Genomic DNA, 12,460 nt, shown 5'->3' with positions numbered 1-12,460 from the left:
ATCACATTAATCAGCAATTATGAGAAACTGTTTCCTCGCACTTTTCCTGCTTTTTGCCACCCGCAGTGCCATTGCACAACGGGTTGCACCAGATGAGATTTCTACCTCCAAGGGAAATCTTACTATCCAGCCCATTAACCATGCCGACCTTCTATTGTCGGTGGCAGGCAAAACCATTTATGTGGACCCTGCTGGTGGTGCCGAACCGCATAAAGGATTGGCAGCGCCGGATATCATTTTGGTAACGGATATTCATGGTGACCATTTTGACCCCGCTACCATCAACGCGGTTAAAACGGCGCATACTATCATTGTTGCCCCGGAAGTAGTAACAGCTAAACTGGAAGGGATACCAGCCGCGCAGATCGTGACCCTGAAAAACGGGGAGTCCAAAACAGTAGCCGGAATTTCCATCCATGCCATCCCCATGTACAACCTGCCCGAAAGCGCTACCGCTATGCACACCAAAGGCAGGGGCAACGGTTATGTGTTGAAGGTAGGAGGCAAGTCGGTTTATATCTCCGGCGACACCCAGGGTATTCCGGAAATGAGGGCGCTGAAAAATATTGATGTGGCTTTCGTTTGCATGAACCTGCCATATACGATGGATGTAACCGAAGCCGCAGATGCAGTGCTGGCCTTTGCGCCAAAAATAGTGTACCCTTATCACTACCGTGGTAAAGGCGGACTGGCGGATGTGAATAAGTTCAAAAGCCTGGTAGACGCAGGTAATAAAGGGATTGAAGTAAGGTTGCGCGACTGGTACGCGAAATAACAACGCAATTTATTGCTGGAAGAATAGCCCGAATGCTGGTGTAAAATCCTTAAATTTAGTATTTACACCAGCATTTAATTTCAGCAGCACATGACAGAAAACAATATCATTTGCCCGGGCTGTAAACTACATCTTGCGTACCAGCAATTTGCCCCTTCAGAAAGATATAATGCATCCGGTGAATGCCTGGATCTCTTCAATCAGCTCGCCGACCGCACCTTTGCTTTTCAGCATCCGGATTTTCATCATCAGTTGTCTGTAGATGCCTACGGCGCCCAACATGCCGGTGGCGTGAGCCGGAACATCATCACCGCCTACGCGTTGATAGGGCTGTATCTGGCGCTGGAAAAAAATTACACCGGGCGGCAGGTACAACATGTGCACAGCATTATCCCGCAGCAATCATGGGAGAAGCTGGAACCTCCCGCTACCACCGGCGCCCTCACCGTTAAGGATGTACTCAAAGCAACCACCGAGGAGGAACTATATGCCGCCATGAAAAAATGGGCACAGGCAGTATGGGATAGCTGGAGCGCACACCATTCCTTTATTAAAGAAAAGACCGCCCATTACATTTAAAAGACCAGGAACGGGATATTTGTATAGTTTTGCGGCTTGTTATGCAACTATCTTCTTTTCCCGAACTGATTATTGTACCGGTGGCGGTCATCGCCATTGCGGTGCTATGTGTAATAAAACGTAAGCTTACCCCGGGCGGTGGCGTAATGGCAGCGGCAGTAGCGCTGCTGGTAGCAGCAGGCGCCGGCTACGGCGGACTGTTATTGCTCGGTGCATTTTTTATCATGGGCGTAATCGCCACCTCACATAAAAAGGATCTGAAAATTTTTCCCGGAGAAAATCACCCGGGGCAACGCACGGCCGGCCAGGTATTTGCCAATGGCGGAGTAGCCGCTTTCATGGCATTGCTGGCACTCATGCATCCCGACATCGACGATATGTACCAGATGATGCTGGCCGCCAGCCTGGCTGCTGCCACTGCCGATACACTGTCGTCCGAACTGGGAATGGTATACGGCCGCAACTTTTATAATATCCTCACCTTTAAAAAAGATACCCGGGGACTGGATGGCGTAATCAGCCTGGAAGGTACCCTGCTGGGCGCCGCAGGCGCAGCTATCCTCGCTTTGCTGTACGGTATCAGCTTTGGTATGGACGAAACCCTATGGTTTGTAGCCATCGCGGGTATCGCCGGTAACCTGGCAGACTCCCTGCTGGGCGCCACCCTGGAGCGAAAACATATTATTGGTAATGATGCGGTGAACTTCAGCAATACGTTGTTTGGCGCAATTACGGCGATGGTGCTGTACCTGTTGTAACGTTATCCCCCTGTCTTGTAGGTGGAATTCCTATGTTGTCACATTATGGGATGTACTCTTGCCGCACCGGCGTGAAAATCTGGAGTAAACCCGCAATGACGGGAATATCGGCGAAGCCGGCCTGGAAATTAATCTGACACTGGAAAAAGATACCGACTATGAAATCCGCCTCTATTACCCCCGTGGCAGAACCGTGGAAACTATTGAGTTTAATACACGCGGCATGAAGGACGGAGAAGTGCTGAGAAAAGATATCTGTAAATAAAAAGAAGCACGAATGACAGCTTTTTTTCTATTTTTACGACATCAATCAAAATACCGATCTCTCCGCGCCTAGATTTTTATGGAATGCACCAGTTAGAAGATGAGAAGGAATTGCTCCGGAAGGTAGCCGACGCCGATCAGGAGGCATTCAGTATACTTTATGAACATTATGCCAGGCATGTGTATGGACTCGCCCTGCGCCTGATGAAATCACCGGAGATCGCACAGGATCTTACCCAGGAAGTTTTTGTAAGAATATGGGTAAAAAGGTCACAACTGTTCACTGTACAGCAATTCAGACCCTGGCTCAATACCATCACCCGCAACATGGCGATGGATTACCTGCGAAAAAAAGTAGCGGCTCCGGAGCAGGAAGAATACCTGACCAGTTTTTTTACCGATACAACACCTTCTGTAGAAGAACAACTGGCGCTGAAACAGCTGGAAGGAGCCATTTTACAGGCCGTAGACCAACTTTCCCCTCAACTAAAAACCGCTTTTATGCTAAGCCGTTTTCAGGGTTTAACCCATACGGAAATCGCACAACGCATGAATATTTCACCCATTACCTCTAAAAGTCACCTGGTACGGGCACTGGCCATTATCCGCAAATACCTGGAGGAAAACTTCCCGGAAATAGCACTGGTAGCCCTTTTATACCTGACGCCATTATTTTCTGCTTTTTTTTAAAAAAGTATGCATTACCCCCGGGATGTATTTACGTCTATAGTAGCAAGGGGTAATAACAACATCAACCATTATTATTTTAATGCATGCAACCTGCCGATAACGAATTTGATGAATTGTTCCGCAAGTATACGGAAGATACCATGACACCGGAAGAGTTCCGACGATGGCGGTTGATGCTGCTGGATGAACGTAACACCGCCAGGCTGGAAAGTTTGCTGGCAGCACTGGCAGAAACCGATCATTCGGCATTCGGGCAGGATGCCCCCCTGAAGGAAATGTATGCCAATATTAGACCGGTCACTCCACTAAAAGCAACCGGTAAACCCCCCCGCCGCTTAAATTACAGGCAGTATGCATGGTGGGCAGCGGCAGCATCGCTGCTGTTACTCGTGGCGACCGGCATTTTGCGCTGGCAGCAACCATCCGGTAAACAACAGCTGGCAACGAAATACGATGTGGCGCCTGGTGGCAGTAAAGCCGTATTAAAACTGGCCGATGGCTCTGTGATAGCACTCGACAGCGTAGCCAAACGGCAAATACAGCTGGGCAATGCCACTGCCCAGCAGGTAAACGGCCAGCTGAATTATGCGCCTTCCTCCGGTGGAGAAGCGGCCGGCATAAATGTACTCACAACGCCCCGTGGAGGCCAGTTCCAGGTAGTACTGCCCGATGGCACCAGAGTATGGCTGAACGCCGCATCTTCACTTAGTTATCCCACTGCCTTTACCGGCAAAGAACGGCTGGTGGAAGTGAGCGGGGAAGCCTACTTTGAAGTGGCAAAGGACGCACACAAACCCTTCCGGGTAAAGATCAGCAACCAGGAAAACTATATTGATGTACTGGGAACCCACTTTAATGTAAATGCCTACCCCGATGAAGCAGCCATCCGTTCCACCTTGCTGGAAGGGCGTATCCGCTTCAGCGCTGCGCAGGCGGTGGTATTATCGCCGGGCCAGCAGGCTGTTTTAACGGCCGGCACACAAACGCCGCAAGTGGTGAATGGAGTAGATACCAGCGCTGTAATGGCGTGGCGCAGCGGCCTGTTTAATTTTGAAGGACAACACCTCCGCGAGGTAATGCGGCAACTGGCCAGATGGTATAACATCGAGGTGGTGTACGACCAGGAAGTGCCGGATGTGGTGTTCGGCGGCAAAATAGTGCGGAATGTAAGCCTCACACAATTACTGAAAATATTGACCGATGCCGGCATTCACTTCAGACTGGAGCCGGGAGGAAAATTGATCATACAACCTAAATAAACCAATCATTAAAAAAACGAAAACCGAAAGTGCTTGGACCCACTTCCGGTTAGTAGTTCAGTCGTTTTAAATTTTCCGTAAGAGAATCTATTATCAACCAAACCAAATGCAATTTATGCAAAAAAATGCTTATTGTGGCCACCTGTCATGGTGGAGGCATCGTTACATTACCAAAATCTTGTTCGTAATGAGGCTTACCTTTTTACTGCTGACTATTACTTTTCTAAGTGTGCATGCGTCAACTTTTTCACAAAGTGTTACACTTTCAGGGAAAGATCTTTCCCTGAAGAAAATTTTTACTGCTATTGAACAGCAAACAGGCTATGTAGTTTTCTACAACAGTGAATTGCTGAAAACAGCGAAACCAGTCACGGTAACAGCGGAAGATATGCCATTGACGGCCTTCCTGGAAGCGGCTTTTAAAGATCAGCCGTTGAATTATACGATCACCGGAAAAGTGATTACGTTCGCGGAAAAGCCACCACCACTGGAAGGAAAGCTGCCTTTCATCACAAGCACTTTTATTGAAGTGAACGGTAAAGTACTGAATGCTGCCACGAAAGAACCAATCATATCGGCATCTGTAAAAATAAAAGGAAAGAACAGGGGAGCGATTACCGATGGAGAAGGCAACTTCCGCCTGAACGCCGAGCCCGGCAATGTGCTGATCATCACCTCCCTGCAATATGAAACACAGGAAGTGAAGATCATTCCCAACCAACCCTTCCTCACGGTAATGATGAACCCCGGTGTATCTAAACTGGATGAAACGGTAGTAACGGCTTTTGGTATAGAAAAAAGTTCGAAAGAAGTAGGCTATAGCGTAGCCAAAGTGAGCGGGGCAGATATCAACCGCGCCAATTCCGGCAACCTGCTACAGGGGCTGGCTGGTAAAGTATCCGGTTTAAATATCGCTATACAAAGCGCCGACATGAACCCGCAGATGCGGGTGCTGATCCGCGGTATCCGCTCTTTCAGTACCACCAGCAACAACCAGCCGTTGTTCATCCTCAATGGCACGCCGTTATCTTTTGGGTCGGACATTAACTCCGCCGCCATGATCATGGACTTTATCAATAACATCAACCCTGCGGATATTGAAAATGTAACCGTGCTGAAAGGCGCCAACGGTACGGCTTTATACGGACCGGAAGGTGTGAATGGCGTGATCATCATCACCACAAAAAAAGGACAAAAAGGCAAACCTACTATCAATTTCCGCAACAGCGTAAATTTTTCCCGCCTCGATTTCCGGAATGACAACAGTAAGCAAAGACGCTTCGGTACCGGTAGCGGCCTGGTAGACGACAAAGGAAACGGTATTTACAGCAGCCTGGATAAAAGCGGCTGGGGCCCCGCCTACGACGGCCGGCTGGTACCCATCGGAAGAGCCGATGAAAACGGCGACTACCAGATGGTAACCTACTCCGATAAAAAGGATGCAAGGCGCTTCTTCAACGTAGGTCGCACCATCCAGAATAATTTATCCATCTCCCAGTCAGATGCTATCTCCGATTTCTATCTCGGCCTCAACGCTGTCAATCAAACAGGCATGATACCGGGCGATAAACAAGACGGCGTAAACCTCTTCTTCAGCGCGGGGCGTAAACTGGGCAAACTGAATGTGCAACTGAACCTCAATTACTCCCGTACCACCGCTGATAAAGGTCCTACGTTCGACGATATGCTGAGCACACCTACCTATATCCCTATCCTCAGTTACAAAAATTATGAGAACAATAAGTGGGCAGATATAAACCACTACTGGAATGATAACGACGTGATGAGTCCGTATCAGCAGGCGGCAGACCGGAGAAAGAAAAGTACCGATAACGCATTGGTGACGGGTTTGATACTAACCGCAAAGGTACTGCCGTGGCTAACGGTAACAGACAAACCCAGCGTGGTGTATGATGGCTTCTACGAAAAAACCGTTTCACAGCCAATGAATTTTTCTGATTTTGCCAAACAATATGGCGGCTATAACCGCTTCCGCGACAGGCTTACCCAGTTGGGAGAGGAATCCCGATCCAATACGACGCTTAACAACGACCTGCTGATCACAGCATTAAACCATGCAGGCAACTTTAATTTCCGCACTACGTTAGGAAGCTCTGTAAAAGAAAATTATTATAAGAAAGTTTCCGGTAGTGGTAATCCCATCATCCCGGTATTCAACCTCGCGTTTTCCCGCGATCTGCCATATGGCGCCGAGGAATCATTGCTCACCCGCAACTATTCCTTTTTTGGTACGTCAGGCATTGGCTACAAAGATAAAGTGTTTGTGGAACTGATGGCACGCAACGACTGGGATTCCAAGCGCGCAAAAGCCGGCAGGGGAAAAGATCTCTACGTGGGCGGTAATACTTCCGTGATCCTGAATGAAGTTATTTCTTCCCTGAAAAATTATACCTGGTTATCCCGCCTGCAGTTACGAGCCGCGGTAAACACCACGGCCAATATGAACATTGAACCTTACCAGTCTGAACGGACCCTTTCAATGGCCTATTCTAACGGCTTCCCTTATCCCGGCACATCCGATGAAGGCGTAATTGCTTATAACTATATGCAGGGTAATCCCAACCCTTTTCTGAAACCGGAAAAGATCCTCAGCCAGGAATACGGCGTCAGCGCAGGCTTTTGGAAGAACAGAGTCGCGTTGGACTTCACCTGGTATACCCAACAGAATAATGGTGTGATCATGAAAGTAAAGATCCCGTGGCTGAGCGGTGGCAGCACCATCGATAACCTGGGCATCATGCGCAACTATGGCTGGGAAGCCGATCTGAAACTGGACCCCATCATTAAAACCAGGAGCGGATTTACTTTCAGTGCAGATATACGTGTAGCCATGAACGATAATAAAGTGATCTCTATCAGCGATGCCTATGATGGATTGTTCCCGCTGAGAACTCCTTATTATGGAAGCATGTACGGAGTAGTGGCCCGCACCGGGCAGCGTGCATTTGAATACCAGGTGTATGATTTGAAAAAAGATGCCGAAGGGAGGGTGATCGTAAATAAAGAAACCGGTATGCCGGACGCGGACATTAATAACCCGATCTACGGCGGACGCACCTTACCCAAATATTCCGGTGGAATGAACCTGAACTTCGCCTTTAAAGGATTTACGCTGGCCGTACTGGGAGAATTCAATACCGGCGCCATGCACTACTCTGACCTTATGCAATATGATGTGCAGTACGGGTTCAGCGTGCTCACTGTGTACAACGACCGTAAACCATTTATCTATCCGAATTCCGTTTATGACGATGGTACCGGGAAACTGGTCCCTAACACAGATGTATATACGAAAAGTGCTAACCAGGAATTATACAGTCACTTCCAGAACGCTTCTGCCAGCTATCTGACCAAAGCCGACTTCTTCAAAATACGCGAAGTGGTGATAGGATACGAAAGGTTCTTCAAAACAAAAAACAATTAAGAAACTCAATTTAAGTGTATACGGTAGAAACGTGTTTAACTTCTACACAAAGAAAAATAAAACAGGGGATCCGCAATTGATCAAAGGCCCTGGCGACAGAGGGTACCGTACTATTCCCGACAACCTTTCCGGATCTGCGTCCGGTGTTTCTACCGTTCCGGGTGTGGCGCAATACGGCGTAATCACTACCGTGAGTTTTTAACAACAAAAAATTAAACTGATGCGCAAAAGATATCACATTTTAGCGGGAGCCTTACTAACTGCCGCCACCTTTATGGCAGGTTGTAAAAAAGGCTGGATAGACATTAACTACAATCCGCTGCAGCTTACAGAAAACAATGCCACACCGGATCTCATGTTACCCGATATGTTGTTCAACAGCATATCCGGCGTGGAAAATCAGCTGGAAGCACAATGGATGGGCTATTGGACATATGCGGAGTATGCCACCGGCGTCACTGAACTTACCTATTACCAGTTAAATGACGGTTCTTTCGGAACCAGTTCCCCCGATCCGGCCATTCTCCTTTGGGAAGCCAATGCCAGGTTGCATGACCAGCCCTATTACATAGGAATTGCGAAAGCGATCCGGGCGCTGCAATGGAGCCGTGCGGTAGATAACAATAACAACATGCCCTATAGCGAGGCCAATAATACCAGTATCCGGAAACCTAAGTATGATACCGGGGAGTTCATTTATGAAGACCTGATGACGCAGCTGGATTCGGCCATCATCCTCATCCGCGATGCTCCGCAGGACAAAGCGCTCCGTATCTCCATTGCAGATATTATGTTCCATGGCGAAAAACAAAAGTGGTTCCGGTTTATCAATACCCTCAAACTGCGCATGCTGATACATCAGGCGAATAAGCCCGGCAGGGAAAATTATATCAAAGGTGAAATAGCAAAGATTACCGCACAAGGCTCCGGTTTCCTGAACAGTGGAGAAGATGCCAGTGTAAATCCAGGCTTTACCGATGTGAAACCTTCCAAGTACTACGCTAAATATTCGCAGTATGATGTGTATGTCCGCTATTATGGGTTAGCGGGTAATAAATCTATTCCCAACTGGCAGATTGCATCCGCAAATGTAACCGCCATGAATATGCTGAAAGAGAACCGCGATCCCCGTCTTGGTTTCTTTTACTCGCCTGCCCGTGTTCCGCTGCCTGCCAATGCGCCGGAACCATTCGCACAACCCGGTCCGCAGGAATACAGGGGCAATAAATTTGGCCTGCCGGTAGATGAACAGCAGTTTCCTTATAACCGCACGGAGTACGTATCGCAGGTGGGCGGTGTGCGCACTTTCCGTACGGCCGTGTCGCCTTTGTCAACCGGCATTATAAAAGGCTATGACATGCCCTGCTGGATCATCACCAGTATAGAAAGTGCGTTCCTCCAGGCAGAAGCCATTCAGCGCGGCTGGTTGCCCGGTGATCCGGAAACGGCCTATAAGAATGCGGTAAAGGAATCCTTCCGGTGGCTTAATGTAGGTGGCAACACCACGGTACCTTCCCTGTCGGACGATGCTTTCAATACCTGGTACAATGCGGAAACAGCTGCCGCCAATCCAAAGGTGAGCTGGGCCGCCGCGCCGGATAAATACAAACTGCTGATGTTCCAGAAATACATGGCCTTTAATGGTATTGAACCTTTTGAAGCATGGGTGGACTATCGCCGCAACGGCGCGTTCCCGGACATTCCATTGTCTTACGACCCGGCCAGGATAGGTAATACCATGCCGATCCGGTGCCCTTACCCGCTATCAGAAATGGTGCAGAATAAGGAAAACCTCCTGGCGCAGGGACCTATCGACATCTTCACCAGCAAAATCTGGTGGATGCCATAATCATCTCTTAAAAAAATAACAGTTATCATGATAAAATTTTGTTGCAAAATTGCAGCATGGGGGATGCTTTTGTCTGCCTTTACCGGCAGCATAGCTCATGCACAACAAACCGGTGAGTCAGTGCCTATGGACCCTGAAGTAACAATAGGTAAACTCCCTAACGGGTTTACCTATTATATCCGGAAAAATACCACACCGGAAAAAAGAGCGGTAATGTACCTGGTAAACAAAGCCGGGTCTATCCTGGAAACAGACGAACAACGCGGGCTGGCGCATTTCCTGGAGCACATGGCGTTTAACGGCACTACCCATTATCCCAAAAATGAACTGGTAAATTATCTTCAGAAGTCGGGTGTGCGATTTGGCGCTGACCTCAATGCTTACACGGGTTTCGATGAAACTGTATACCAATTGCCGGTATCTACGGAAGATAAAACCGTTTTCCGTAATGCCATGCAGATCCTGCGCGACTGGGCACAGGAACTCACGCTCAGCGATGAGGAAATAGATAATGAAAGAGGCGTGATCCTGGAAGAAAAAAGACAACATCTGGGCTCCGCACAACGCATACAGGATAAAGTGATGCCACTGTCGGTGAATCAATCGCTGTACGCCTCCCGTCTCCCGATAGGCACGGAAGAAGTACTGAAAAATTTCGGACATGAACAAATCCGTGCTTTTTATAAAGACTGGTACCGGCCCGACCTGCAGGCGCTGATAATAGTGGGAGATGTAAATGTGGCGCAGATAGAGAAGTCGATCCGCGCTATGTTCTCCGATTTGCGCTCACCCGCGCAGCCGAAAGAACGTAAGTACACCACCATCCCGCTCACCGGGAAAAACCAGTTCCTGGTGGTAACAGATCCGGAAGTGGCTACCACGCGGCTGGAACTCTCCATCAAACAACAGGGTAACGTCATTAAAACAAAAACAGATTTCAGCAATACCCTCATCCAATCGTTGTTCAATAGCATGGTCAGCGATCGTTTAAATGAGGTGGCACGGCAAAAAAATGCGCCATTCCTCAGTGGCAGCGCAGGATTCAGCAAAATGATGGCCAATATCAGCGGGCTTAGCGGCAGGGTAGTACTCAAACCCGGTGAAACGGAAAAAGGCGTCAAAGCATGGTGGACAGAATTGCAACGGATAAAGCAATATGGCTTCACCGCGGGTGAATTGCAACGGGCAAAAACATCGTTCCTCAGCAGTATTTCCCTGAGCTACAAGGAACGGGACAAAACCCCGTCGGAATCATATGTAAAAGAATATGTAAGGCACTTCCTGGAAGGCGAAGCAAGTCCGGGTAACGCATATGAAACAGCCCTGTATAAAGCCAGCGCCGATACACTTACGCTGCCGGGCTTTAATGCTGCTATACAATCTTACTTTAAGGATACCGACCGCGATCTTATCCTCGTTGCCAACGATAAACAGAAAGACTCCCTTCCTTCGGAAACCATGGTACTGCAATGGATGAACGAAGCCGCCTCAGCGCCTATCGCGGCTTATGAGGATAAAAAAGTATTGCGCACCACGTTGCTGGACAACGCGCCGCAACCCGGCGTGATTACCAGCGAGGAAGTGATCAAAGACCTGGGCATTACTTCACTGGAATTCAGTAACGGGATAAAAGTATTGCTGAAACCAACCACCTTTAAAAAAGATGAAATCTTATTTAATGGTTTCAACCCTGGAGGCTTATCACAGGTAAGCGACGCTGATTTTTATAACGCCAGCATCGCCGCTTCACTCATAAGCGCCAGCGGCGTATCGGATATGACCCAGGCGGAATTACGCAAATTGCTCACCGGGAAAAATGTATCAGTGGCGCCATTCATCAGCGAAACATCAGAAGGCATTTCCGGCGGTTCCGCGGATGAAGACCTGGAAACTGCGCTGCAACTGGTATACCTGTATTTTACCAGTCCGCGTAAAGACCCCGTGATGTTCAGCAATATGACAGAACAGGCGCGGTTGTCGTACGCCAATGCAAACAAAGCGCCGCGGCAACTTTACAGCGATACCCTCAGCGCTGTAATGGCCAATTACCACTTCCGTAAGATGCAGATGCCGGAGCAACAACTGAACCTGCTTGATGCAGATCAGGCACTGGCTATCTATAAAAACCGTTTTGCAGATGCCGCCGGCTTTACCTTTGCCTTCGTAGGGAATTTTAATACGGATAGCATCAAACCGTTGCTGGCCAGGTACCTGGGATCGTTGCCTGCTTTACATCGCCGGGAGGAAGTGAAGGATCTTCAGCTGAATTATCCGCAGGGCAGGGTAGTGAAAAAAGTGATAGCCGGTAAAGAACCGCAGGCAATTGTTACCCTTGCTTTCAGTGGTTCGTTTCCGTATGATGTTAGCACCAGCGACCAGATGAAAGCATTGGCAGGCGTACTCAATATTCGTCTTACAGAACGGCTCCGCGAACAGGAAGCCGGCGTATACAGCGTTAACGTAAATGCCAATACCCGCAAGGTCCCTTCCGGGGAATATATGTTTGGCATTAATTTTATTTGCGATCCACGCAACGTGGAATCCCTGATCCTCAGCGTTAACAGTGAAATCATGAAACTGAAAACAACGGGCGTGGCAGACGACGATGTGATAAAATATAAGGCAGGCTATAAAAGCAGTGTGGAGCGGGCGTTTAAAGAAAACGGCTTCTGGCTGAATTATATTACTTCCGCCCTGTTTAACGGTGATCCTTTACAACAACCGGATATAAAAGCCCGGCTCCAGAAAATCACCCCGGAAACTTTACAGCAAACGGCTGTAAAATATTTTAACAATGCTAACTATATCCGCGCCATACTGGTGCCGGAAAGTAATTAAATA

9 protein-coding genes are annotated in these 12,460 nt (G+C 48.5%); all 9 read left to right on the top strand.

Annotation, left to right across the window (positions count from 1 at the left end; all coding sequences use genetic code 11):
- Nucleotides 1–19 precede the first annotated feature (19 nt).
- The gene (locus tag QFZ51_RS26850; protein ID WP_429050505.1) at nucleotides 20–775 is read left to right on the top strand and encodes an MBL fold metallo-hydrolase; all 756 of its coding nucleotides are present in this window, start codon (nucleotides 20–22) and stop codon (nucleotides 773–775) included.
- A 90-nt stretch (nucleotides 776–865) separates the two neighbouring features.
- The gene (locus QFZ51_RS26845; RefSeq protein ID WP_370908070.1) at nucleotides 866–1,354 is read left to right on the top strand and encodes a DUF5946 family protein; all 489 of its coding nucleotides are present in this window, start codon (nucleotides 866–868) and stop codon (nucleotides 1,352–1,354) included.
- 41 nt (nucleotides 1,355–1,395) lie between these two features.
- Nucleotides 1,396–2,112, top strand: coding sequence for a DUF92 domain-containing protein (locus QFZ51_RS26840; protein ID WP_429050504.1), 717 nt, complete (start codon nucleotides 1,396–1,398; stop codon nucleotides 2,110–2,112).
- Nucleotides 2,113–2,460: 348 nt separating this feature from the next.
- Nucleotides 2,461–3,066 (top strand): RNA polymerase sigma factor, encoded by a 606-nt coding sequence (locus tag QFZ51_RS26835; RefSeq protein WP_370908066.1) that lies wholly within the window; start codon nucleotides 2,461–2,463, stop codon nucleotides 3,064–3,066.
- A gap of 83 nt (nucleotides 3,067–3,149) precedes the next feature.
- Nucleotides 3,150–4,325 carry a FecR family protein gene (locus tag QFZ51_RS26830; protein WP_429050503.1) on the top strand — a complete coding sequence of 392 codons (1,176 nt, stop codon included), beginning with the start codon at nucleotides 3,150–3,152 and terminating at the stop codon, nucleotides 4,323–4,325.
- A 187-nt stretch (nucleotides 4,326–4,512) separates the two neighbouring features.
- Nucleotides 4,513–7,770, top strand: coding sequence for a SusC/RagA family TonB-linked outer membrane protein (locus QFZ51_RS26825; RefSeq protein WP_429050502.1), 3,258 nt, complete (start codon nucleotides 4,513–4,515; stop codon nucleotides 7,768–7,770).
- Nucleotides 7,771–7,801: 31 nt separating this feature from the next.
- Nucleotides 7,802–7,972, top strand: a complete 171-nt coding sequence (locus tag QFZ51_RS26820; protein ID WP_429050501.1) for a hypothetical protein — start codon at nucleotides 7,802–7,804, stop codon at nucleotides 7,970–7,972.
- A gap of 18 nt (nucleotides 7,973–7,990) precedes the next feature.
- The gene (locus tag QFZ51_RS26815) at nucleotides 7,991–9,619 is read left to right on the top strand and encodes a SusD/RagB family nutrient-binding outer membrane lipoprotein (protein ID WP_429050500.1); all 1,629 of its coding nucleotides are present in this window, start codon (nucleotides 7,991–7,993) and stop codon (nucleotides 9,617–9,619) included.
- A 27-nt stretch (nucleotides 9,620–9,646) separates the two neighbouring features.
- Nucleotides 9,647–12,457 (top strand): M16 family metallopeptidase, encoded by a 2,811-nt coding sequence (locus QFZ51_RS26810; RefSeq protein WP_429050499.1) that lies wholly within the window; start codon nucleotides 9,647–9,649, stop codon nucleotides 12,455–12,457.
- Nucleotides 12,458–12,460: the final 3 nt, after the last annotated feature.

It is taken from the genome of Chitinophaga sp. W3I9 (assembly GCF_050434025.1).
Lineage (GTDB): Bacteria > Bacteroidota > Bacteroidia > Chitinophagales > Chitinophagaceae > Chitinophaga.
The sequence above is the reverse complement of the archived record's forward strand: the minus strand, read 5'-3'. Positions and strand labels throughout refer to the sequence as shown.